At 64.5% G+C, this 24888-nt stretch carries 19 protein-coding genes and 1 pseudogene; 13 read left to right on the top strand and 7 right to left on the bottom strand.

Annotated features, from left to right (window positions below; all coding sequences use genetic code 11):
• The first annotated feature begins 723 nt into the window (after positions 1-723).
• The 10 genes and pseudogenes from QI633_RS25230 to QI633_RS25185 all read left to right on the top strand — a co-directional run bounded on the left by QI633_RS25230 (position 724) and on the right by QI633_RS25185 (position 10506).
• Positions 724-2151 (top strand): amidase family protein, encoded by a 1428-nt coding sequence (locus tag QI633_RS25230; protein ID WP_282427485.1) that lies wholly within the window; start codon positions 724-726, stop codon positions 2149-2151.
• An 80-nt stretch (positions 2152-2231) separates the two neighbouring features.
• Positions 2232-2537, top strand: coding sequence for a hypothetical protein (locus QI633_RS25225; protein ID WP_282427484.1), 306 nt, complete (start codon positions 2232-2234; stop codon positions 2535-2537).
• 33 nt (positions 2538-2570) lie between these two features.
• On the top strand, positions 2571-3350 hold the full coding sequence (locus QI633_RS25220) for an IclR family transcriptional regulator (protein WP_282427483.1): 780 nt from the start codon (positions 2571-2573) through the stop codon (positions 3348-3350).
• Positions 3347-4306: an acetamidase/formamidase family protein gene (locus tag QI633_RS25215; RefSeq protein ID WP_282427482.1), complete on the top strand. Its 960-nt coding sequence runs from the start codon at positions 3347-3349 to the stop codon at positions 4304-4306. Before QI633_RS25220 ends, QI633_RS25215 begins: the two co-directional genes overlap by 4 nt.
• Positions 4307-4390: 84 nt before the next feature.
• The gene (locus tag QI633_RS25210; RefSeq protein ID WP_282427481.1) at positions 4391-5704 is read left to right on the top strand and encodes an LLM class flavin-dependent oxidoreductase; all 1314 of its coding nucleotides are present in this window, start codon (positions 4391-4393) and stop codon (positions 5702-5704) included.
• A gap of 1 nt (position 5705) precedes the next feature.
• The gene (locus tag QI633_RS25205; RefSeq protein WP_282427480.1) at positions 5706-6545 is read left to right on the top strand and encodes an ABC transporter ATP-binding protein; all 840 of its coding nucleotides are present in this window, start codon (positions 5706-5708) and stop codon (positions 6543-6545) included.
• Positions 6546-6654: 109 nt separating this feature from the next.
• Positions 6655-7617 (top strand): PhnD/SsuA/transferrin family substrate-binding protein, encoded by a 963-nt coding sequence (locus QI633_RS25200; RefSeq protein ID WP_282427479.1) that lies wholly within the window; start codon positions 6655-6657, stop codon positions 7615-7617.
• Between the two features lie 125 nt (positions 7618-7742).
• A complete protein-coding gene (locus QI633_RS25195) occupies positions 7743-8525 on the top strand; it encodes an ABC transporter permease (protein WP_282427478.1) in 783 nt (260 codons plus the stop codon).
• A gap of 236 nt (positions 8526-8761) precedes the next feature.
• Positions 8762-9234: pseudogene (locus tag QI633_RS25190) on the top strand (IS3 family transposase); the annotation flags it as partial.
• Between the two features lie 498 nt (positions 9235-9732).
• On the top strand, positions 9733-10506 hold the full coding sequence (locus tag QI633_RS25185; protein ID WP_282429337.1) for a hypothetical protein: 774 nt from the start codon (positions 9733-9735) through the stop codon (positions 10504-10506).
• Between the two features lie 141 nt (positions 10507-10647).
• Here the strand turns inward: QI633_RS25185 and QI633_RS25180 are convergent, their stop codons facing one another.
• From QI633_RS25180 to QI633_RS25155, 6 genes are all read right to left on the bottom strand, one after another.
• Positions 10648-11229 (bottom strand): ASCH domain-containing protein, encoded by a 582-nt coding sequence (locus tag QI633_RS25180; protein WP_282427477.1) that lies wholly within the window; start codon positions 11227-11229, stop codon positions 10648-10650.
• A complete protein-coding gene (locus QI633_RS25175) occupies positions 11226-13322 on the bottom strand; it encodes a GNAT family N-acetyltransferase (protein WP_282427476.1) in 2097 nt (698 codons plus the stop codon). Before QI633_RS25175 ends, QI633_RS25180 begins: the two co-directional genes overlap by 4 nt.
• A gap of 126 nt (positions 13323-13448) precedes the next feature.
• Positions 13449-13847 (bottom strand): hypothetical protein, encoded by a 399-nt coding sequence (locus QI633_RS25170; RefSeq protein WP_282427475.1) that lies wholly within the window; start codon positions 13845-13847, stop codon positions 13449-13451.
• Between the two features lie 111 nt (positions 13848-13958).
• The gene (locus tag QI633_RS25165; RefSeq protein ID WP_282427474.1) at positions 13959-14273 is read right to left on the bottom strand and encodes an HNH endonuclease; all 315 of its coding nucleotides are present in this window, start codon (positions 14271-14273) and stop codon (positions 13959-13961) included.
• Between the two features lie 214 nt (positions 14274-14487).
• On the bottom strand, positions 14488-17004 hold the full coding sequence (locus QI633_RS25160; RefSeq protein ID WP_282427473.1) for a hypothetical protein: 2517 nt from the start codon (positions 17002-17004) through the stop codon (positions 14488-14490).
• Positions 17001-18179, bottom strand: a complete 1179-nt coding sequence (locus QI633_RS25155) for an ATP-binding protein (protein ID WP_282427472.1) — start codon at positions 18177-18179, stop codon at positions 17001-17003. The genes QI633_RS25160 and QI633_RS25155 overlap by 4 nt, the downstream gene beginning before the upstream one ends.
• Positions 18180-18549: 370 nt before the next feature.
• Between QI633_RS25155 and QI633_RS25150 the strand changes: the two genes are divergently transcribed.
• From QI633_RS25150 to QI633_RS25140, 3 genes are all read left to right on the top strand, one after another.
• Positions 18550-19185 (top strand): hypothetical protein, encoded by a 636-nt coding sequence (locus QI633_RS25150; RefSeq protein WP_282427471.1) that lies wholly within the window; start codon positions 18550-18552, stop codon positions 19183-19185.
• A gap of 641 nt (positions 19186-19826) precedes the next feature.
• Positions 19827-20987 carry a tyrosine-type recombinase/integrase gene (locus tag QI633_RS25145; RefSeq protein WP_282427470.1) on the top strand — a complete coding sequence of 387 codons (1161 nt, stop codon included), beginning with the start codon at positions 19827-19829 and terminating at the stop codon, positions 20985-20987.
• A 113-nt stretch (positions 20988-21100) separates the two neighbouring features.
• Entirely contained in the window at positions 21101-23815 is a 2715-nt protein-coding gene (locus QI633_RS25140; protein ID WP_282427469.1) for an ATP-dependent RecD-like DNA helicase, read from the top strand.
• Between the two features lie 294 nt (positions 23816-24109).
• On the opposite strand, the gene QI633_RS25135 is transcribed toward QI633_RS25140, so the two are convergent.
• On the bottom strand, positions 24110-24814 hold the full coding sequence (locus tag QI633_RS25135) for a hypothetical protein (RefSeq protein WP_282427468.1): 705 nt from the start codon (positions 24812-24814) through the stop codon (positions 24110-24112).
• Positions 24815-24888: the final 74 nt, after the last annotated feature.

Genomic DNA, 24888 nt, shown 5'->3' with positions numbered 1-24888 from the left:
ACCCGGGCTCAGCGGCCCGTCGACATGCTCTCTTCCAGCGCGTCTTCTCCCGAACCGCGGCAGCGTAAGCGTCGCGCCCGCCCGTGGACCGGTTAGTCGCGTGGCCTCCGCGGCCTCGATCCCGCCGGACTCGCCATGCCACGGGAGAGGTCTGTCGCACGTCGGCGCTTCGTGGCCGGGCGCCGGCAGCGTCCTTTGCCGGCAAGCGTCCGATTCTGTGTGTCACACATAGCCGGACCCTGCTCTGGGCTATGCCTATTGCTCAACGTCGTTCCTGTCGAACCCGACTGTGCGGGTTGTGACCGGCAGAAGTCTCTACCGACCCGACCGACCGGACCGACCGACCGACCGCCGCCAGGTCACGAACGCGCACGAAGTGGTTGACGCCAAGTCCGAGAAGTGAATAGCATTCTGCAGAAGCGAAAGCTAACTTTCACAAAACGAAAGTTGGGCCGAGGTCGAGGAAAGTATCGCGGCTCATCCAGGGGTTCGACCGCACCGAGATCCATCGGTTCGATCCTCGGGTCGCGTGAGTCGGGTGAAGTGTGGGCAGGAATTTCATGCCGATAGTTATCCCAGGGCCTGAATCGCGCGTGAAAACGGCACGCGTAGCGCGATCAGTGCTCGAGGCCTGAATGCGGCCGAAACGATTCCGTCAGTGGTCCCACTGATCAATCTTCAAATCTCCGAGGGTCGGCTTTCCGAGCAACGAAAAGAGCCCAGATGACGAGCAATGGAGCGCCCCAGTCGGGCGCAGAGGAACTTTGGCAGATCCCAGCAACGCGGCTGGCCGCGATGATTCGCACCCATGAGGTCTCGCCGGTAGAGGTCGTCGAGGCCGTCCTGGAACGGATCAATCAGTTCAACGGCGCACTGAACGCCTACGTCGATGTGCACGGCCAACGCGCTCTGGCGCAGGCGAAGGCGGCCGAGTCCGCAATCGGCGCAGGGGAGCCGCTCGGCCCGCTCCATGGAGTGCCTGTGTCCATCAAGGACAATCTTTGGCACCAGGGCGACGTCGCTACCTCGGGCTCCCGCCTGATGACGGACTTCGTCGCTCCCGCCGATTCACCGACAGTGCTTCGACTTCGGGTCGCTGGCGCGATCGTCGTCGGGCGCACCAGTATGCCGGAGTTCGCTTGGAGGGGGACGACCGACAATCCGCTGCATGGTGAGTGCAGCAACCCATGGAACGTCTCCACGACAGCCGGAGGGTCCAGCGGCGGTGCCGCGGCAGCCGTCGCGGCCGGCATGGGGCCGCTCTCAGTCGGGTCTGATGGAGCCGGGTCCATCCGGATCCCCGCAAGCTTCTGCGGCATCGTCGGACTCAAGCCCACGTTCGGGCACGTGGCCCAGTACCCCGCCTTGGGGGGCAGTGAGCTGGTCGCGCATGTCGGCCCGATGGCCCGAACCGTGGACGACTGCGGACTGCTGTACCGCGCGATCCGCGGCTACGACCCCCGGGACCCACTCTCCACCCTCGACCCCTCGGGTGGAGATGACGCTGTGCTGTCTGGGACGAGCGGCCTACGGGTTGCCTGGGCACCGAAGCTCGCCGACACGCCGGTCGAGCGCGAGGTGATGGAGATCGTCACTCGTGCCGTTCACGTCATCTCAACTCTGGTGCTCACCGTGGAGGACGCCACACCCAGACTCGACTCGATGGCCGAGCTTCTCGACATCCTCTACGGCGTCGTCCAAGCCGGTGGTCACGCAAGTCGACCAGCGGAGCAGAAGGCATTGATGGACCAGGAGCTCGTGGCATACGCCGAGGCACACCAAAGAACCAGTGCGGTCGACTACGTGGGGGCGGTTCGGCTGCGCCAGCAGAACGTCGCGACCCTCAACGACTTCTTCACCGACTACGACCTTCTCCTGACGCCAACGGTGGGACTGCCGGCATTCGAACTCGGAGCAGTGAACCCGTCGACGGTCGCCGGTCGTCAGGTCGGCCACCTCGCCTGGGCGCCCTGCTACCCGTTCAACTTCTCCGGCCAGCCGGCGATCTCGGTGCCGGCAGGGCAGACCGCAGACGGTCTGCCGGTCGGGCTGCAAATCGTGGGACGCAGGCACGAAGACGCCACGGTGCTGGCTTTGGCCTCGGCCTTCGAACGCATTCAGCCCTGGGCACACCTGTGGCCAACGCTGTAGCTGGCGGCCGGTCGTTCCGGATCGACTGAGACCAACGTCCTTGGCAACCCATATATCGCGCAACAGAAGGCGGATGAGCAATGAGTGAGCTACACCCGATAGGTAACGCGATCCTGTTCGAGAACGAGCAGGTTCGTGTGTGGCAGGTCGACCTGGACGGCGGCGAGGAGCTGCCGCTGCACCAGCACGAGGTGCCGTACCTGGTGATGCACCAGACGGACGGTCACTTGGGGGTGGCGGACGCTGACGGCTCTCGCGAGCGGGATGTAGAAGGCGAGTCGTTCGAATGGCACCCGGTGGGGGAGCTGCACGCACTGACCAACCTCGGCCAGGCTCGCTACCGGAACCTTTTGATCGAGATCAGGTCGACGCGTGCGGGTTCGTGAAGTGGGAGCACCTTCATCTTACGGAGTTCCTTCGTGAGCGCCGGCGAGACACCGCTGGTGCAGTCCGCACTGCGCGTGCTGAAGGCTCTGGAGTACCTGTGCCAGGCAACGCAGCCGGTCTCACTGGCAGAGTTGGCGGCAGAGCTGGAGGTCGCGCAACCGACCGCGTATCGGATCGTCAACACGCTCATCGCGACCGGATATGCGCGCGTCAACGGCTTCCACGGCGGTTATGTCGCGACTCTGAAGGTGACGGAGCTGATCTCGCGGGTGCGCAGCGGCTTCGACCTGCGCGGCGCGGCACGGACGGCGTTCCGGCCCGTGGCCACGCACTTCGGCGAAACGATCACCATCGCGAAGGCAGAAGGCTACGAAGCGATCTTCGTCGACAAGATCCAAAGCGGGGCCAGCCTGGTCTTCTACTGTGACATCGGGCGACGCCTACCGATGCACATCGGTGCAGCTGCAAGATGCATCCTGGCTCACCTCGACGACGACGAGGTGGAGCTCTACCTTGGCGGGGAGCTGGCCGCACGTACGGTCGGTACCCATACGTCCCCCGAGGTGTTGCGAGCGCTACGGTCCCAGACGCTCGAGGACGGCTACGTTCTCAGCGTCGACGAGGTCGACATCGGCGTCACTGCGATCGCGGTCCCCCTGGTGGATCCCGGCGGGCGCATCCTCGGTGCTGCGGCGATCGCCAACACCTCGACGGCGTGGACCTCGGAGGACCGTGCTGCGCGGGTCACAATGATGAAGGCGGCGGCCGCGGCTATGTCCGAGACGGTCGCGGGCGGGCAGGGGCCGGCGTGAGCAACGCTCCGGTCATCGACGACCTCCTGTATTCCGTCGGGCCCGACACCCCGCATGTCGTCACCGTGTCGCTTGGCGAGGTGTTCTCTCTGAGCATTCCAGACGCGTCTGGCAACCAAGTGCGTCCGGGCGTGACTGTGGACGCGATCGACCCCGCGCGGCTCTTCCCGGTGGCGGGCCCGGTCGGAGTCGCGGGCGTCGACATCGGCGACGCGCTGGGCATTGCCGTCATCGGCGTACGCCCCTCGTCGCGTGGCCACGTTTGGACGCGACCTGGCCTCGGATTTCGCAACCCCGGATGGCTGGCCTGCCGCGCCTTCGACACCGAGACGTTGTCGACCGGCGGCAGGAATAGTCGAACGGTGCCGTCGCAGCTTCACCTCGGCGCCCTGGGGGTGCTGCCGGCAAGTGCCAAGGAGTCGCGAACTCTCGGCCCCCATGGCGGCAACCTCGACGTGCCGCTCCTTGGCGCCGGCGCCATGTTGTGGGCGCCGGCGGCGGTACCCGGCGGTGGCATCTTCTGCGGCGACGTGCACGCCGCGATCGGCGACGGCGAGCTGTGCGGTACCGGCATCGAGGTGGAAGCGGAGGTCGACCTCGTAGCCACCAAGCTCGCCTCGTGGGGACTTCCTCACCCCATCGTCATGGCGAAGCACCGGTGCTGGGTCATCGGCATCGGCGCGGACGTCGAGGAAGCCGTCGCAGCCGTGTTGCCCGTTGCCATCGCCGCAGTCCGCGAAGCGACGGGTGAGAGCGAAGAGCAGGCATACCTCCTCGCATCGCTCTTGCTGGAGATCAAGATCTGCCAGCTGGTGAACCCGTTCGCGAGCGTGGCGATCTCTCTCGGCGCGGGCATGGACCGGCACCTCGCGCCCGATGCGGCCTGGGTCGCCTACGAGAGTCTCGCCGCCGTACATCTGCCGCGACAGGTCGCGGAGTCCCGCAGCAACTTCTGAGCCACGAGCCCTACTTCAGCCGTGCTGAACGACAACGACTACAGACGAGAGGTTGGCTAGAGAATGCCTTCACCGGAACGGGCCATGCACATCGCGATGGCTATCACACAGCCGGACAGCCTCGGTGGCTGGCGGAGAGAGGTGAGCAGGGCTGCCGAGTTCTCCTCTCTGGACTACTGGGTCGAGATCGCGCAGGTCGCAGAACGAGGAAAGCTCGACGCGCTCTTCATCGCCGATGCGCCCGTGCTGGAGCTGCCCAGTCGGCCTCGACAGGCACCCAAGCTGGAACCGATCGGTCTCCTGTCTGCTCTGGCGGCTCGGACCAGTCGAATCGGACTGGTGGGGACGTCCTCCACTACCTACAACGAGCCTTACACGCTGGCCCGGCAGTTCGCTACGCTCGACCATCTCAGCAATGGACGAGCGGGATGGAACATCGTCACGTCGTTCCTCGGGACTCGCAACTACGGCGTGCCGCTGGCCGCCCAGCCGGACCGGTACGCCAGGGCAGAGGAATTCATCGAGGTAGCTACCGCGCTCTGGGACTCGATCGCAGACGATGCCCTTCTCGTGGACAAGGCGTCAGGGATCTACACCGACGTCACCAAGGTCCACCCGATTAACCACTCGGGCGGCTACTTCAATGTCGAGGGGCCGCTCGATGTGAGTCGATCTCCCCAGGGTCGTCCGGTGCTGGTGCAGGCGGGAGCGTCGGCGACCGGGCGCGACTTCGCTGCGCGCTACGCCGAGGTGATCTTCTCCGCAGCGCCGAACATCTCCTCGGCGCAGGAGTTCTACGGCGACATGCGTCGGCGGATCGCCGCGGCCGGTCGCGATCCGGGCCAGGTCAAGCTCCTGCCGGGGTGCAGCACGTTCATCGGATCGACGGAGGAGGAAGCTTGCCGGATCCGGGACGAGGCGGTGTCGCTGATGGACGTCGACTACGGCCTGATCGGCTTGCAGGAGGAACTCGGCGGGGTTGACCTCTCCGGTTTGGATCTCGACGAACCCATTCCGGTCGATCGGCTCCCCGAAGACACCTCGGCGCTCGTCGCGCGACAAAGCCGACCGCAATTGTTTAAGGAGTTGGCGCTCACTCCGGGTTACACACTTCGCCGGATGATCGAGACGCACCTGTCGCACAACGGGCATTGGAATTTGGTTGGCTCACCCGAGCAGATTGCCGACTCTTTGCAGGAGTGGTTCACGAACGAGGCATGCGACGGAATCATGCTGGTGCCCGCCCACACCCCCGACGGTATCGAGATCTTCGTTGACGAGGTGGTCCCGATTCTGCAGCGCCGCGGACTCTTCCGCATGGAGTACAAAGGCAACTCGCTGCGCGACCATCTTGGACTGCAACGGCCAGACATGCAGCGACGTGACGGGCGGAGTTGAGATGAAGGAGCGTGAGGCGCGAACCACGACGCCGACCAACCCGCCGATCGCACTCCGTGACGTTCGGGTGCAGTACCAAGTGCGCGGTCGCGAATTCGTAGCGGTGCGAAGCGCCTGCTTTGACGTTCGCCCGGGCGAACTCGTCTGCGTGGTCGGACCAAGCGGATGCGGAAAGTCAACACTGCTGGGTGCGATCGCCGGCCTGACACCCTACCAACTGGGATCGATTGAAATCTTCGGTCGGCCGGTCGTCGGGGCGAGTAAGAACGTCTCGGTCGTATTCCAGAAGGCTTCGCTCTTGCCGTGGCGGACCGCGCTGGCGAATGTGGCGTATCCGTTGCGGATAGCGGGTGAGAAACGTCGTGTGGCCGAGGAGCGAGCGCGTGACGCCCTGAAGACTGTCGGGCTGATCGAATTCGCCGACTCATATCCCTATCAACTCTCGGGCGGGATGCAGCAGCGGGTCAATGTCGCCAGAGCCTTGGTCACCGATCCCGCCATTCTGTTGCTGGATGAGCCTTTTGCGGCGCTCGATGCTCAGCAGCGTCAGACGCTTCAGAATGAGTTGCTCAGGGTCTGGGAGTCGACGAACACTGCCGGCATATTTATCACGCATCAGATTGATGAGGCCGTGCTCCTGGGTGACCGGGTTGTTATCCAATCCCGTGGCCCGGGTTCCGTGATCAGGGACGTTATTGACATCGATCTGCCACGGCCGCGGACTCCAGAAACCCGCATGGATCCGAAATTCGACCAGTATGTGGGCCAGATCTGGGACCTTCTGAAGGATGAGCAGGAGGTTCCGACTCGACCCCGAAAGGACGAAGAGAACGATCAGTAGTTCGAGCGAACTACGACGCGACCGTTTCACATTGTCACTCACATCATTCCGAGCATTGATACATCAAAGGACGCGACCAGTGCGAACAAAGCTTACGAGACCGGCCATCATGGTGGTTGCTGCGGCAGCGGCCCTACTCCCGACAGCATGCAGTTCAAGTGAATCGTCCGAGGCCGACGCTTCGGGCATTGCGAAGGTCAACATCGCATATGCGCCGGGTCCCACCGCGTCGTGGGGTGGCCTGTATCTCGTACAATCCGACCCCGAGATGTGTGAAGAGTATGGCGTCCGCCCGACGGTCACCGGACTCGCACTGCCCGCGGCCACGGCTGGCCTGTCGTCCGGCAATATCGACTATGTTGTCGAAGGCTCGAGTGGCTTCCTTGTTGCGGCCAACAATGGGTCGCCTACGGTTGCTATCGCGTCGTACGGCTCGCTGCCCCTTGAGCTCTATGCCGCGGAGGGGATCGACAGCCTCGCCGATCTGAAGGGCAAGACAATTGTTGCGTCGGCCCAAGGATCTCTCCCCGACGTGGTCGCACATGTCGCGTTCGACTCGGTGGGTCTCGAGCTTGGCTCTGACGTCAAAACGGTCTACAGCGGGACTGCGGCGGCCGCGATGAGCCTGTTCGTTGCTGGGAAGGCCGACGCCTTCGTCTACCTCCCCCCGGTTCCAGCGGATCTCACCGAAGCAGGCGCTCACAGCATCTACAGCGCTTCTGGGATTGCTGAGATCGACAGTCTGTCGAGATCGGTTGTGGTGGCTAGCGATCGAGCGCTGGGTAAGACGGACGTCACCACCGGTGTCTTGAAGTGCCTGCAAGCCGCTGGTGAGATGGCGCTCAGCGACAGTTCGAAGACCGTTCCGCTGATTGCAAAGTACGTGAGTATCGACGAGGAGAGCGCGCAGGGTCAGTATGACTCGCTCAAGTCGTCGTACACGCTGAGGCCCTACACGGTCGATGACGCGACTGCTGTCGTCGACCTCCTGCAGAAGTACGGTGTCGCGGACTTTGAGGACTTCACGCCAGACAAGGTGATCAATGATGACCTCATCAAGGGTGTCGGCTAACTGTGGGGGAGGGCTAATCCATGTATAGCACCGATGTCAATGATACGAGCGTCGACGACGCCGAAGTCAATGTCGCACCGCCCAGGGCCCAGGGCTCGGAAGTTGCCGTTCGTAGGAAGAGCCCCGTGCGACGGGCGATCGACTGGATGACGTTGACCCGCCTAGGAGCCTTCTCGGTCAAGTTGGCTTCTGTTCTGGCCGTGCTGATCGTCTGGCAAATCGCGGCGACGAGCGGCGTCGTGAACCCGCTGTTCATCAGCTACCCGACTGAGATCATCCGTGAGTTCGGAACCTATTTCGGTAGTGGCGGAGCAGGATGGTCAGATCTCTCGGCCAGTGGTGTTGTCTTTTTCTGGGGTTTCGGCGCATCAATTGTGATCGGAGTTCCGATCGGCATCCTCCTAGGATGGTTCCGGCTGCTGGATATCGCTGCATCGCCGATCGTCATGGTCCTGTACAACTCTCCAAGAATCGCATTTGCGCCACTGTTCGTGATTTGGTTCGGGCTTGGGGATTTCTCGAAGAGTGCGGTGGTCTTCATCTGCGCGGTCTTTCCGATCATCATGAGTGTGCGGGCTGGAATCGAAACCATCGAACCGTCCCTATTGGCCATGAGTCGGTCGTTCGGGGCGAACATCCCCCAAATGCTCTGGAATGTCGTGTTGCCAGGCTCGGTCCCCAGTATCGGCGCGGGAATCCGTATCGGGATTGGGCAGGCGATCATGGGTGTCGTGTTGGCGGAATTCATTTCTGGCAGCAGTGGCCTTGGATATCGCGTTGTTCTCGGAACCAACCAGTTCGAGACAGCGCTGGTGTTCGCAGCGGTCATTGTGATTGCTCTCATCGGCGGATTGGCGGCAGCAGTCTTGGGCAGAGTGGAGCAGTATCTCGGCCGTTGGCGCACCTGATCCGGGAGGGTTGTCTCTGGAGGGGGCCGGTCATGATGGAGACCGGTCCCCTTCTTCGTGCCCGACGCGGTTCTTGAGCGCGCCGGGGTGCAGGCGGGGGCTTGCTAGGCCGCGACGCTGCCGGAGGGTACTGAGGGCGGTCCCGTTCGGCGCTGAAGCGCGATGGGGCCTGACCCCGGTTATTGGATGGGCTGAATCCAGCACCTGTTGCGGGGAAGCGAGATCATCCGAGAACCATGGCCAGGAAGAACTACTCCGAGGAGTTCCGTCTTCAGGCCGTCGACTTGTACCAGTCCACACCGGGCGCCGAGGTGCGCGGCACGCTGCGTCACTGGCTCGATGTCTACGGGACCGGCAAGAAGGCTGACGGGACACTGATCGCGAGCCCGCTGCAGCCCAAGACCACCACGAAGAGCCCGTTGGTGCCGGCCGATGAGACGCCGGAGCAGAAGATCGCCCGGCTCGAAGCGGGGGTGAACGAGCTCGAGAACGAGACCGCCAAGCTCACGACCGATCGGGAGATCCTTCAGCGGGCGGCCAAGTATTTCGCCCGGGGAGACGGTCTGATGAGTCGTTCCAGTTCGTCGCCGATAACGACGCCACCTTCGAGGTGAAGCGACTGTGCGAGCGCGTCGAGATCGAGCGGTCGTCCTACTACGCCTGGGTCAAGGCCGCCCCGACACCCGAAGAGCGTGCTCGGGCCGATGCGAGTTCGCGACTCACTCCAGCCCTCGCTCGGTCCACCACCGCCGGATTCAACCGTCCCGGATCGTCTGCGCGGCCGCCGCACTGCGCTGACACCCCTGAACCTTCACAACCTACGGAACCTTCGGGGCCGCGGGCGTCGCGTGAAGCGGTGCGGTCGACTTCGCGGTCGGCCGCGACCCGCTCGCCGGCACCCCACGGCAGCGGTCCTTCACCGTCCACGGCACGCAGGCCGACGCCGAGGCCTAGCGCGACCGGGTCCTGCCGAGGCCGCCGCCGCACGGCTGCCCTCAGCCCGCCACCTCGACCTCGCTCGGCTGCTGACGGCGTGGTTCGACGCCGAGCAGGACTGGAAGCCCTCCACGCGCGTCGTCTACCGGGTCCGTGGTCCGGTGTCCTCACCGCCGACCCCCTCGGGCAACACCGCGCCGCCGGGCTGACCCCGCGCGTCGTCCGCATCGCTACTGCCCGGTGGGAACACGACAGCGCCAGCATCGCCGCGGTGGGCGGAAGGCTCCGGGTGCTGCGCTCCGCACTGGCCTGGGCATGGAACGAACGGATCCTGCCCCTGCACCCGCTACGAGGGATGCGCGGCCCCGGTCGGCCCGCACCACGCCGCCCGCTGCCCGACGCCGCCGTCGGCGCACTGCTCATCGCCGCCGAGATGCGACTCCTCGAGGCCCACGCCAACCACCGCGACGGCCACGGCGACCAGCCCCGGGTCGCCCTATCCGCGATCGTCCTGCAGCGTGCCGAGCAGGACCTCCTCTTGGTCCGCCTCGCCGCCGACTCCGGAGCGCGGCGCGGTGAGCTCGCCGCGCTTCAGATCGGCGATCTCGACGGCCGGGTCTTGCACATCGACCGCGCCATCTCCGCCGGAGTCCTCACCACCCCCAAGTCCGGTCAGGGACGATCACTGACGCTCGGCACCCACACTGCCGACCTGTGGCACCAACTCGCCGAGACCTGGACTCATCGCGATCGCGACGAGGCGCATTCAGAGGGACTCGGCGGGCTGGGGCCATGGCTATTCGCCGCCGACTCAGCCATCATCGTCGCCTCGGCGCCGAGGTCCTCGGCCACCGGTTCGCCCGGATCCGGGACGAGGCCGGTGTCTCCGGCGCAACCCTGCACCGCTTCCGGCATTCCGTCGCCACCACACTCGTCCGCGACGGGAAGATCCTCGACGCCCACGCCCGCCTCGGCACGCCGACGCCGCCACCACCCTGCGCGAATACTCCTACGTCATCCCCGGCACCGACACCGATGTCGCTGACCGGATCGATACGCACCTCGACCAGTGCCGCTTCACCGATGAGCGACCCTGACGGAGCAGGCCACCGGTCCGGCAGGGGCTACTTCAGTGCGCCTTGATCGCGGCGTCGATCAGGACTGCCGGTCGTCAGGTTTGCTGCGATTAGGCGAGCGCTGACGCCTGAATCTGCGTGGTTATGTCGGCGGCGACGTAGCGCCAGCTCTGTGGGGGCTGGATGCCGATGGAGCGAATGACGTCAAGCGGGATGGGTTGATCAGCGGCGACGACGCAGCACAGTTCGAGAGCGAAAGCCTGGTCGGTACCGTCGAAATAGGCATCATAGTCGGGCTCATCGATTGCTGCCGCGGTGCCGTATTTGCCCCAGATCTCGGTAGGGGTACCTATCCGCACTCCGGCGAGCTGGGCCCAGCCGACGACTGCGCGGGTGGGCGTCGAGGAGTACAGGATGACGAGGGACCCGTCGGGAAGATTTGGTCGGGTGCGGCGCAGCTCGACGGTCTTGGTGCCCTCGAGGATGGCGTCCGCGTACCGTGGCTTCACCGAGATGAAAAGAGCTCGCTCTTCAGGTTCTTCGAGTGGGTCGGCGGTGGCGGCTGCCACGACTTCCGCAGCGCTCTTCGCGCGCTGTCCGTTCGCTGCCGACACCGTCGTTGCTCGAATGCTGGTTTCGAGTGCTCTCGCCGCTAGTTGGGTCACTCCTTGGGGGACCTGGGTGACTCTCATCGACAGATCCCCTCCTCGTACAGTCGCTTGAACCACCCCGCGTCGACCGGCACTGGCGATTGAAGCGTCAACCTAGCAGTGCCCCTCGACAGTTCTTGGACGCGCGCGAGCGGGATCGGACGGTCGAAGATCTCGGTGTCGGCGAACCGCAGAGCGTTCACCTTGCCTCGCTTGTCGGCGACCGATCGGACCTGCTCCAGAGTCAGGACGCCGATGTTGGCGAACTCTCGGTGGAGAACCTCCGGGCTGCCGGTGACACTTTCGACGAGTCTGGAGCAGGCGACCAGCTCTCGGTCGCGGGCGCTGGAGTACCACAAGATGCGGCCGGGGGCCGCGGGGCGGCTCTGCCCGCTGCGGTAGTAGACGTGTTCGCGGGACAGGCCAAGTTCGGCGGGCCGGGCGAGAAGGGTTGGTACATGTCCAAGGAGGTCGTCGGCGAAGACGCCTCGGATGGGCACGATGTAGGTGGGCAGGTCGGGGTCGAGGATCTTGGCCGGCCAGAGAAGTCGTTCGAACTCGGATGTCTCGGCTGTCGATCCGAGGTGGGTCGGCAGGACGAGGCCGGAATCGGTTACCGCTTCGCCTGCCGACCGGACCTCAGCCCAAGTGCCGATGGACGTGAGAACGGTTGCGGTCGGGCTGCTAGTTGCGGGGTTGGTTCTGAAGCCGTCGCGATCGAGTTCGGCGGCGATGGCGGCGGGAAGGTGCGAATCGGTGAGTCGGACAGCGGAGAGGGCTGATTCCGCCGCCCTGCGGCGCAGGGTTGGTGAGATCTGACGGGCGATGGTGGGGAGAAGCGGTCCGCGCTGAATGCGAAGGAGCGGCACCTCGAGGACGGTGTCATGCGGCTGCCCGGCCCAGATCGCGAGCACCTCTCCGGCGGGGGTGAGCATCATCTGGCGGTCGTCGGTCCCGGCGGCCGTCTCCGCGAGTGACTTTATGAGGGCCCTGAAATAGACAATTCGCTCGCCGGATTCGTTGTCGAGGAGATCGGTGAGGTTCTCCGGGTTCCATGTCGCAGCGTCCCCACGGGTCACCTGGAACTGGGTCTCCTCCAGTTGCACGGGGAGGTAACTGACGGCGTCGGCCCGGCGGTCGATAAATGCCGGAAGCTCGTCGGGATACAAGACCGCGAAGTCCGTACCGTCGGCGGCGGCGGGTCCGAGGTAGGTGACGACGTTCTTGTCGCGGGTAACGAACAGGTCCGCACCCCCAATGATGGTCTCGGCGAGAAGGAGCGCATCAGTCTTGAGGCTTTCGTCCTTGGCGAGAACGTTGTCAGACACCCCTGCCAGAAGCTTGTCTCGGAGCTTTCGGACCTCGGAGCGGTCGCCGTTGAGCACCTTCATACCGCTGGCAGCTGCCGTGTGCAGGAGAGCGTCCCGTTCCCGTTGGTCGGCCGTTCTGTTCAGCTCCTGGGTCAGTGTGAACGGCCTTGCGAGACGAATCTGCTCGGACGCAGCCAGGATCGCGACGGTACCGGAGAACCGCTGCCGTCGTTTCGTGGAAGTGCCATGCAGGTCGCAGAACACGTTGTTGTCGACACCAGCCTCGAGCTGGTCAGGGTCCTCATCGGGCAACGTCAGCAGGTTCGCCACCGACTCGTTCTGCTTCACCCACTCCGTCATCGGCTCCTGGGTCTTGCCTCGGCCAGTTCGCCGGCGCACAGGCTCGAATCCGAGACTCGGCCAGATCTTCGCGGCCTCCCAGTCGTCGCGGCACTTCAATCGAAGCCCGAGCCGATCAGGACAACGGTCCATCACGGCGTCGATGAGCCGTCGAGCCACCCCGGACGCTCGGGCGTCGTCGGTCAGGCACAAGTGCGCGATCCGTGCGTACCAGTCCGCGCGAACCGTCGGGGCGTAAAGACAGTAGCCGGCGAGGGCCTCGGTCCCGTCCGGGTGGGTTCGGACGGCTAGCACGATGTTGCCGTTCGCTGCCGCTTCTCTGAAACCGGCGTAGGGCATCGGGCCGAGGCGGTTACGGTTGGCGTCGCCTAGCTCGATGACCATGTCCACCCACTCGGGCGCCATGGACTCGATACCCACGATCCGGATCGCGTTGGCGGCGCTGTCGGCGGAAGCCCGAGTCACGTCGACAGTGTGACCCAACGGACGGCTGTTGTTCGCGACTTCGCCGCGATATACGGCAGCTCCAGCACACTCACAGGGGACGCTGTCGCGCCATAACTAGCACCTGGAGGGACAGTGACCGTTTTGTCAGCGCGAGTGTCGCAGGTCTCGCGGAACTCCCTCTGGATACAGCAACGACGGTGCCTTAGCCAGTCGTCGCCACCGGTCATAAGGGCCTAGATCCGGGTCCACGAGGTTGATGGCGAACTCGAGCCCGAAGATGCTCATTGCAAACAACGCGCTCGCTCGGTCGCCCGGGATCAGGAGGTCCATCTCCCACACCCGTTGGTCGTTCGGAAGGTTCTCCTCGAACAGGTGGTTGGGGTCATAGATGCGCTCGATACGTATTCCCCATTCCCTGGGCCCCTCGCCATTTCGGGCGAACCGCCGACACAGTTCCAGTTCAGGTGCACCGAAGATGGACTCCAAGCCCTCGGAGAAACCGAGGTTCCGGTGTACCAAATGCTCCAGACCTGCCTTGGCCACGAACCGGGCAACGTCCCGGGTCGGCGGGGGTCTGTCCGGGCTGGCGAATGTCGCGCCTCGTGGCCAACTCGCGATGTCAGATCCGAGTTGGGCGAGATCGGAGGTATCCACCTACAACGAGAATGGAATCGGCGAACGAGGACGCCGCTCCAGGCGACCCGCCATCCCGTTGTCCAGAACGACGTCCATCCCAGGGATCCGCCCACGCTTGTTCCCCACACCCTGCAAGTGCCGCATCGCCAATATCGCCGGCGAGTTCAAGAACGGTGCCTCGACTTTGCGAGCGAAGTAGTTGTTGCACTTGTCGCAGACGAACCCGCGAGGCAGCACCAGTGTCGTGTTCCCCAGCGACTCCGGCACGATGTGCTCCACGCTCACAGACGAGCTCGAGTCTCCGAGGCAGAACAAGCATTGTCTCGTACTCATCCTGACTCCTCCCGGCGCGACGGCCTGTTCCTTGGTCAGCGAAGACCGTCGTCCTCGGCGATAATGTTGCGATCCAAAGTGGTGCACGTTCAAGAACCCGTGCGGTGACCAGTGGTCCGCACTCAGGCTTGGAGTCGCGGACAGCGCGTCTGCAGATCGAGATTGATGTTCTCAGGCCGGCGCGCCTCTGGCGCCGACCGATGCAGTTAGCCAGTCAGTTGCCGGAAGCGGTGTCGACCCAGGCGTTGGCCAACAAGGCCAGGCCGAGCTCGGTCGGACCGCGATGGTCCGGGTCCCAATTCGCCGCCAATGCCTCGGCTTCTGCCTGCAGGAGTTCGGCTGCAGCTCGCGGCATCTTGCCCTGCGAAGCCGCGTAGAGCAGTTCCGGCACGAGAACCCTGAGTTCCGCCTGGTCCGATGTGCGCGTTAGAAGCTCGTTCACCGCGTTCGTCGCTTCACCCTCGGAGTGGCCCCACCAGGCTTCCTGAGGTTCGAGCCACCGCAAGATGCCCGCGATGATGATTGCGTCGTAGTACGACCGCGTGATCGAAGGCATGTCGAAGACGCGGCGACGGGGGTCGTAGTCGGAGTCCAACTGGCGACGTTCATGGATGGCTGCCCCGATGGCCGCATAAGCGGTCAGCGCCCGGGCCTCGTACCCGTAGAGGGACTGCCGTCGTAACTGTCGGCTCCCGCCGTACGGCGGGAGGCCCCACAGGACGGAGCGGGGATTCAGGTCTTCACACAAGCCTGCCGGGATCGTCGCCTCGGGCTGTTGGCTCGGCCGTTCGTCAGTGTTTGCGCACAAGGGACTTACGCAAGCGGCGTCGTGCTCTTCGACGCGCGGCGCCCACGCCTGGAGCCGCGGATTTAACAGGTTTTTCCGAAGGTGCAGATAGGCGGCGGCTGCTTCGGTCAATCCTTCGGTAGGCAACTCCTTGAGCGCCTTCGCCTCCTCGTCCAGAGGGTCGCGCCACGGCAGAAAAGTGCGCCATAGCGCGTGGAGACGTCTCTCGAATGAGTTGAACAGGTTCTCCCACTCGCGGAGGGTCTGAGGTCGGGCATGAACGACGAGGCCGTGCATGCGTTTGCCGGCGAGAGGTCGCCACGCTTCCTGAACTCGTGTCAGCAGTTGGCGCATGTTCCAGCTCGTGACTGAGCCGAGGGAGAACACAAGGACGTCGTCGTGTCCGGTGATATCGATCGGCAGCGGGCTCTCGTCAAACGTGACTGGGACGAGTTGTGCGTCTTCAAGGCCGAGGATTGGGCGCAGTTCCCCGAACCTTTCGGCGAACCCGGGCTTCTCGGCCTCGTAGGCGCTAATCAGTACGATCTTGCAGTTGTCGTAGCGAAAGGTGGGGAGCCCGGTCTTCGACTCGGCCTTCGCCTCATCCCGAGCCTTCTCAATCCGTTCGGTGACGAACTCGGTGAACTGTGGACAGTTCAGCAGTCGCTCGAAGTCGATGTAGACGCTCATCAACCCTGACTTCGGCCGGGAGACGTTGGAAGGACTGTCGGCCGGCTTCGCGCGTACGCCGACAGCGTCAGCCTTGTTGCACAGATCCCAGAACCGGGTGGAGTTGCGCGCAGCTGGCACTGAGGGCATCAACAGGTCGACGTCAGGCAATGCGAGCGCTTCGAAGGTGCGCGGATCGATACGCACCACCTGCGCCTTCCTGTTGTCCCTGCACCAGGGGCACGAGGATTGCGGAACTGATCGTCCGGCTTCGTCGGCGAGGCCCAGCCAGGTGGAGACCGGATCCGCGACGAGATCGTCATCGGCCGGAAGGTACTCGCGGTCACTGTCGGAGTCCGTCTTGTTGACGAGAACAACCATCGACCAATCGCCCGGCTCGAGATGGTCGCGCAGCGCTGACATGAACATGTCTTGATAGCGACCGGAAGAGTTGACAGACATCAATGCGAGAGCACCCCCGCCGCCTCTACGCAGCGGTCGAACGACTCGATTGATGTCAAGCTGGGTCCGCGGATACTCGTCCAACATCTCCACGGGACCGCGAGTCCATCCCTCGCGCCGCGTCATCGACTGCAGTTCGAGGACAAGCGGCACCAGCGACGCGCTGTCCGCGACGATCGCCTGACCGTCGCGAAGTCGAGGTGTCAGCCAAGTGGCAATCGCGTGGACATCACGAGGGCTCCGGAAAGCGTCGCCGACGCGGATGAATGACGCGGCGTGCTGTCCCGAAGGCAACTGGTAGTGATACGAGTCAGGGCGCCAGACCGCCTTGCCGAACTCCAGCAATGTCAGCAGTTCGACGCGCAAGGCACGCTGCAAGAGCACTTCGTCGGTCGCTTGCCGTGGGCCTGTCCCCTCTGCCCATTGGAGACGCGGCTCGCGTCCCACAACGAACTGCACCACGCCGATGTGGACGTTGGTCGGGCTCAGCGCAGGAGCCCGCTCAAGGAGAGCCGACGCCCATTGCGCTGCACGCGCGTGCTCCGCCTCCTCTTCGTCCTTCTCCATCCCGGCCAAGACGTCCGGCATCCGCACGAGCACGTAGCTCGTGTTAGCGAGTCGAGGCGGAGCCTCCTGAAGGACCGAGATGACGTCCTCGACCTCGACGGCGTCTTCGACATCGATGAAGAGCAGTGCAGCGTGGTTGGCCGCCGCGGCCGATTCACGCGACACCGTGCGGCGTCCGGAATGCACTCGCAGGTAGCCGTCCTGTCGGCCACCCAAGTCGCTCCCGGACGAGGGAGCGATGATCATCCGTCAGTGCCTGATTCGGTTCTAGCCGCCGAGCCTGTCAGCGAGTCAGGCAGCCCCAACTGGCGCGCGTCGAGACGCCCATTTCGCGTCTTGCGCGAACGTCGAATTGAGACTGGAGCGTTCCGACCGATCCCGAACGGCAGCTTCACGACAACCACCGTGCCTTGCATCGAGACAGGAACTTCGCGAGCCCTGACTCTGGCGTCCGTATGCGCATCGACGGCCTTGCTTGCTTTCGAGCCACCCGACAGCTCTGCGACAACGGATCCACGAGATGTGGTGGGCCCAGATGCGAGGAACATGCTCGCGCCCGGCATCGACTCAACCAACGAAACGATCCGCCGTAGTCCATTTCCTCGCGAGCGCCCGCGTAATGCAAGCTCGCCGTTCAGTGCAGCGGCGACTGAGTCAGTGTCGCTGCCAGGGTCGTCGCCTAGGCGTGAACGCAACGATGCAGGGATGCCGACCCCGGTATCCATAACATACAAATTTAGATGATTTGGCCGTCCCTTGGTCGCGAAGGTTGCCAACGAGGACTGACCAGCTCGCGATAGATGGGCATGCTCACGGATGTTGTCGAGCAGCTCCCAAGTGACCAAGCTGATCTTTCGGTGAAGATCGAGCTCCTCTGAAGGATCGACCTCACCATCATGCCGCATTAGGTGCCGGAGCCACGGATAAACGACGGCCGCCTGATCATTGGGCGCATCCTCACGCGGCGTGCGGTCCGGGTTTAGGAACGCAACCAACTGGTCGTCGAACGGGTTCGGCTCCTCCCGCGCGACCCACTCGCCAGCCAGGTCGAATAAGGGGTCCTGAAGGTCCGCCGGCCGCCAGTCCCGTCGCCAACGCGCCAGGTGATCGTTCCAGCCGTGGAGATCTTGTTGCCAGTCGAAACCCGGATGCCGAGCCAGTGCGAAATACATTCCAGAACGCGCAAGCTGAGTGTGTGCCCTCGGAGCGGACGGCATATGCACCATCAGGTTGCGGGCCTCGCGAAGGCTGACCAGCACGTTCGAAAGCACCGCGCCCCACGTCGCGTCGATGTCCGAAAGTTCCGACAAGTCGAGATCGACTGAGCCCGTTGACGCTGCCTCAACCAAGTCGCGGGCCGCCGAGACGACATCGTCCTTCTTGGCCTTCCTCGCGAGGGCAACTGTGTGTGTGTCACTCACGGGCAACTCCAGGGCGTCAGAGCGCAAGCAAAAAGTACGGCAGTTGCTTGCGTGGTTCTCGCAGGGTAGCAGTCAGTACTTCGGTCCGATGGCGTAGCCGAGCGAAGGTGACAAAAGGGCGTTGGACCGGCTCGCTAGGTGCGATGCCCAACCAGTCCTCGCGGTGCGATAGCTCGCCTCGCTGCTCCATGCCGCACCCTAAATGGACCCCCCGAGCCCAGGGCGATCGTGGTGTCCGTCTCCGGCACCGGCCTACGGGAGCTCAGTCTCGGTGGCCGTCGACCTCGGCCCGACCTCCCCGGGGCTTCCTCGGCTCCGGTGTCGAGAAAGGCGGGTGAGCCGGTGCGGCCTGAGCGGCACAATCGTAGACATGGACGACCTCGAGCTCGACCTGCTCGCGCAGAGTCACACCGACCTGTTCGTTGATGAGATCCGTCAGCAGTGCCGGTACGCCAGCTTCGCCGCTGCCGACCTTAATGCCGCATGGGAAATATCAGACAGCGTCGAGCGAGATGAACGCCTGTTCTTTGCGGCGCAGTCGCTGCTGTCGGCGGCAGCAATGGTCTCAAAGCTGTTGTGGCCGGTCGCTCGCAGCGGAGCGCGCGGCAGGGCGCGCGGCGAGAAACTGCGCACCACGCTGCAGATCACGGCCAGCCCCCTCGTCCAGAGCCGTAGCGTGCGGGACTCGTTCGAGCACTTCGACGAGCGGATGGACGCCGTGCTGGCGAAGAGCCATCAGCACCCCTACGTCGACCAGATCGTCGGCCCGACTGACATGCTCCGTTTCGAGGTGGACACCGCCGTGCCGAACTTCCTTCGTCGGCTTGACACCGACAAAGGCACCGTCTCGGTCCTAAACGCCACCGTCCGCATCAACGACCTCGTAGACGAACTCCTGGAGATCAAGCGCGCGTGCGACAAGTGGCTTAACGGAGAGTTGCCCGGCCGAATCCTGCCCATCTCGCGCACCGTGATTCGAATGGGAGAGCGCTGCACGGATAGGTGACACCTCGAGGTGACCTACCGTGTCCGGCTTGGAGGTCGCCCAGGAGCGCCGGTGGTTGCGGGTGCCCGGCTTATTCTTGGCTCAGTTGACCCCTCGGTGAGGCGAAGCTCCGGCTCACCGCGACCGGCTCCGACTGTGGACGACGGGCCAGAGGGAGGGGCTCTGACCTGCTAGTTTGGCGACACGAGGTTGTCGGCCGTAGGCGTGCTGGGTCGGCACTAGTGACCCCGCCAGAGCCCTACGGATCAGAAGGTTTGGGGTTCGAATCCCTACAGGCGCGCAGATGTCTTCGCAGGTCAGGCCCGGGTCCCGGGCCTGACCTGCTGTCATTTCCGGGCCCGCATCCCTACCGTCATCCCTCCCTGAGGATCCGGGACGGATGGCGAGGCTGATCTGGCGCGCGACTGGCCGCCCAGTGACCCGCCCACTGACGATGGGTGATGCCCTCACTCCAGCCCCTCGCCCCGTCCGCCGCCGCCGGATTGAGCCGTCGCGGACCGTCGGCGCGGCCGCCGCACCCCGCTGACGCCTCTGAACCATCAGAACCTCCGCAGCCTCCGCAGCCTCCGGAACCTTCGGGACCGTCGGCGGCGAGTGGAGCGGCGCGGTCGACCGGGTCGCTGCGCGAACGCCGCCCCGGGGTGTGGGAGATCCGGATCGCGGTCGGCCGCGACCCGCTCGCCGGCACCCCACGGCAGCGGTCCTTCACCGTCCACGGCACGCAGGCCGACGCCGAGGCCTACCGCGACCGGGTCCTGGCCGAGGCGGCCGCCGCGCGTCTGCCCTCCGCCCGCCACCTCGACCTCGCCCGACTGCTGCAGGCATGGCTCGACGCCGAGCAGGGTTGGAAGCCCTCCACGCGCGTCGGCTACCGCTCCGTGGTCCGGTTCCTCACCGCCGACCCCCTCGGCCAGCACCGCGCCGCCGGACTCACCCCACACGTCGTCCGCTCCGCCACCGCCCGCTGGGAACACGACGGCGCCAGCATCGCCGTCGTCGGCGGTCGGCTCCGGGCGCTGCGCTCCGCGCTGACCTGGGCGTGGAACGAACGGATCCTCCCTCTGCACCCGCTGCGGGGCATGCGAGGACCCGGCCGACCCGCACCCCGCCGCCCGCTGCCAGACACGGCCGTCGGCGCGCTGCTCACCGCCGCCGAGATGCGCCTCCTCGAGGTCCACGCCAACCACCGCACCGGCCAGCCCACCATCCTTCTGCAGCGAGCCGAGCAGGACCTCCTCCTCATCCGCCTCGCCGCCGACTCCGGCGCCCGACGCGGCGAGCTCGCCGCCCTCCAGATCACCGACCTCGACGGCCGGACCCTGCACATCGACCGCGCCATATCCGCCGGAGTCATCACCACCCCCAAAGCCGGCCGCGGACGATCCCTGACGCTCGGCGCCCACACCGCCGACCTGTGGCACCAACTCGTCGAGACCTGGGACTGCCGCCGCCAAGACCAGCCTCATCCAGAAGGACCTGGAGGCCTCGGCCCTTGGCTGTTCGCCGCTGACCTCGGCCACCACCGACGTCTCGGTGCGGAAGTTCTTGGTCACCGGTTCGCTCGCATCCGCAACGAAGCCGGCATCCCCGGCGCCACCCTTCACCGCTTCCGCCACTCCGTCGCCACCACCCTCGTCCGCGACGGAAAGATCCTCGATGCCCAAGCCCGCCTCGGCCACGCCGACGCCGCCACCACCCTGCGCGAGTACGCGTACGTCATCCCCGGGACCGACACCCACATCGCCGACCGCATCGATGACCACCTCGACCAATGCCGTTTCAAGAGGAGAAGCCCTGACTAGAACCGCACCTCGACGATGCGAAGCGGACGGTCTCCTCGTGGACGTTGGACCGGCCGCGGCCTTCTGCGGACGATCTGCCTCCGCTCGTCGGGCCGCACTGACACGATGGTCGTGTGGTCACCGTCGACGAGCAGATCAGGATCGTCGAGCAGACGATCTGTCACAACATCGAGGTATTGAGTGGGCAACGCGACCTGCTCGCCCAGAACATCGTGTCGCAGCTGCGCACCCTGATCGAGAGCATCTCTGCTCGCCTCCACGTCGGAGGCGCACACGAGTTCAACTATCAAGCCATCGAGCCCGGTCTAGCCTTCGTTAGATCGCAGGCCCAACTGAACTTTCTCGGCAAGTTCCACAACCTGATCCAAATCAGTGCCTCCCACTACACCGTCGACGGTGACTCGTCGGAACGGCTCATGCTGAAGTACCTCGAATACATGATCCGCATCAAGAACCTCATGCGGGACCGGTACGGCATCCACGTCCTGCGCAACTTGGACCAGTTCCCGGTCGACCTCGATCCCGCGCTACGCGAGTACCACACCAAGATCGCCGCACAGGTCGACGCGATGCACTCGCTGCCTGTCGATGACACAGCCCGCCGCTACTACATCGACAAGACGCGACCCTTCTTCGTCGACGGCAAGATCTACTACGAAGTGACGTTCAGCCCGGCGATCAACAGGGTCAGCAAGTTCGATCGAGTGACTGCGTTCACCGACATCGATGTGACGGACAACTACTCGTCGATGCTCTGGCTCGCGAACGGTTCGATCGACGTGTTCGACCGGCGAATGCCGATCATCGTGATCCGCGGTTGGGAAGTGTCGATCCGCCCGTGGGAGCTCAACAACCTCGCCCGATTGTTCGGTCAACGGGTTCAGGTTCGTACCAACAGCCTCGAGTACCTCCAGGTCATGCGCGGCTTGACCGCTGGACGTGCGAACCTCCTCGGCCTGCTCGACGCACCAGAGCATCAATACGCTGCGATCCGAGAAGCGGCCACTGCCAGCTTGGCGACTCCCCAGATCTTCCCCATCCTCGACGAGGCACGTCGGCTTACGCGCAGCGGAGCACCCGGCAGCAACATCGTCCGTTACCTCATGCTGCGTATGAGGAATCGGATCGTTAAGTCGCAGTACGCGCGCGACCAATGCGGTCCACTTTCAGAGCTCCATCTCGACTGGGGGTGCATCCCGTTCGAGACCATGCCGTTGTGCACCAACCCGAAGCGCCACATCCCATCGATCGCTGATCTCAGGGAGAGCGTCAGCCTTACGGGACGAAACCATGAACTGTTGGCCCGCCGAATCAAGAACAACGTCGAGCAGCACGGCATGCTCTACACGCCCTTGGTTGAGCTGGGCGACTTCAACCAGCCCATCGGGCCACAACAGACTGCAGGAACGGTCGCTGACCTCGTCGCCACCTACAACAGCAAGGTCTTCTATCGTCACGCCGGCCGTCGGCTCGTGATCGACAAGGGCCACGTCGTCATGCAGCGGTACGAAGACGACACGGTCGCGATCATCAAGAGGCTCCGCGGACTGTCACAGTCGGGCGTGCCGGGCCACCAACAGTCCGCTGCTAGCTGGATGGCGACCCAGGATATCGAGGACGAAGCGAAGCGACATGCGCTGGAGAACCTCTTCGTCCACACGAAGATCGCCCTGATCTACGGTGCAGCCGGGACAGGTAAGACCACCCTCGTCGACCTCATCGCCCGCTACTTCCACGGCAAACCGATACTCCTCGTAGCGCACACCAACACGGCTGTCGACAACCTGAAACGACGGGTCGACGTCACCAACGGCAAGTTCGACACCATCCGCGGCCGCATCAACGCTAGCCCGTCTGTGTGCGACGTCCTAGTCATCGACGAGTGCAGCACAGTGAGCAACGAGGACCTGCTCGCACTCCTCGACAACGTCACCTTCAAGTTGCTCGTCCTCGTCGGTGACGTCCACCAGATCGAGTCCATTCAGTTCGGCAACTGGTTCAGCCTCATCCGTGAGTTCATCCCGGCGAACGCGGTCTTCGAGCTGACCAAGCCCTACCGGACCACCAACCAAGCTCTGCTCGGGTTCTGGGACAAGGTCCGCAACATCGAGCCCGACATCGCTGAAGCGATTGCTCGCAACGGGTTCGCCAAGCAGCTGGACGGCTCGTTGCTTCAGCGAGAGTCCGACGACGAGATCGTGCTCTGCCTCAACTACGACGGCCTGTACGGCATCAACAACATCAACCGGTTCATGCAGGCGAGCAACTCCGGATACGCCGTCGACTGGGGTGCGGCGACTTACAAGGTCGGCGACCCCGTCCTGTTCAGCGAAGTGGAGCGGTTCCGGCCCCTGCTCTACAACAGCCTGAAGGGACAAATCCGACGCATCGAGCGACTGGTCGGCGCAGTCCAGTTCGACATCAAGGTTGATCGGGTTCTCGACCCCGTGGAGGTGCAGCAGATCTTCGGCAACGACCTGGTGTGGGTCGACGACACAACCGTCCGTTTCCTCGTGTACGAGTATGACCTCAGCGAGGATGACGATGACTCACTCCACACGACGGTGCCGTTTCAGGTCGCTTACGCCGTATCGATCCACAAGGCCCAAGGCCTCGAGTACGAATCGGTGAAGATCGTCATCACCGACGAGCACGAAGAACAGATCAATCACAGCATCTTCTACACAGCCGTGACGCGAGCTCGCGACAAGCTGCAGATCTTCTGGAGTCCGGAGACCCAGCAGGCGGTCATCGGCGGGTTCCGACATCGGCGCAACCCCAAGGATGCGCGACTGCTCGAAGCGCGACGAGATCTGACTCCTCTCTGAGTAGGTTCGGTGTCGGGTGCGCTCCTCGTGCTCCCTGGAGGGCGTGACGACCTCCGGCCAACCTGGCGAGCGGGCACCCCCTAGGGCGACGTTCACGGGTGCCTTCCTTTGGACGAACGCGTCGTGGATGCGTGCGCAGGCGGCGGACTCGAACCCATGAGTCGATGGCGTGTCGAGACGATAGCGGCTGGCAGCAGGCCGCCGGCATGCCCGGCGACCTACGCCGACAGCCAAACGCCAACGCCAACGGCTCCGAACTGTCGAGTCCGGAGCCGTCGGCGACGTCCTGGTCGGTCAGGCGTAGGTGTAGGCGATGGTGATCTTCGGGTCGGCGTGGAACGCCCAACCCAGGGCCCGCTGGATGCCGACGGTGCTGTCGGTCTGGGCGTCGGTCCCCACCTGCGGCTGGCCGGGGAGCGCCTCGACGATCGGCGCGTCGATGGTGGCGGTGAAGTCCATCGGGAAGACGACGGTCACACCGAGGCGAACGTTGCCGGTGGGTGCCAGGCTCAGCTGGGGTGCGTAGATGGTGAACTGGTAGCGCTTGTTGGTGGCGTCGACCGGCGTCAGCTTCTGGCTGGCGTGGATGCGGAGCACGTGCTGCCCGGCGGGCAGGTCGATGTCGGCGACCTTGTACTTGGAGGCCTCGCGCTCGAGCTGGGCCTGCAGGTCGGCCTCCAGCGGGATGCCGGCCTTCTCCAGCACCGGCTTGAGGATGCTGACCTGGCCCTTCGGGATGCGCTTGAAGTTCGCGATCGTGTCGAAGTCGTCGTCGGTCGCCGACACGCAGCGGACGAACGCCGAGGTGTCCTGCTCGGTCTCCATGGCGAGCACGAGCCGGTAGGTGTCGTCGGAGGGGACGTTGACGTTCGCGGTGATGGTGCTGTTCGCGACGTCGTAGGAGTCGGGACCGAACTGGCGAACCGGCGCGATGGACTCGACGTCGATGTTCACCGTCTGGCGGCTGACCTCGAGGTTGGTGGTGATCTCAGCAGGCATGGGCTTGGCTCCAATTTCCGAGCACGCAGGTAACCCCAGGGCCGGTCGTTGGCCGCCTGATCTGTTCAGGACGA

Source organism: Nocardioides sp. QY071 (genome assembly GCF_029961765.1).
Lineage (GTDB): Bacteria > Actinomycetota > Actinomycetes > Propionibacteriales > Nocardioidaceae > Nocardioides.
The sequence above is the reverse complement of the archived record's forward strand: the minus strand, read 5'-3'. Positions and strand labels throughout refer to the sequence as shown.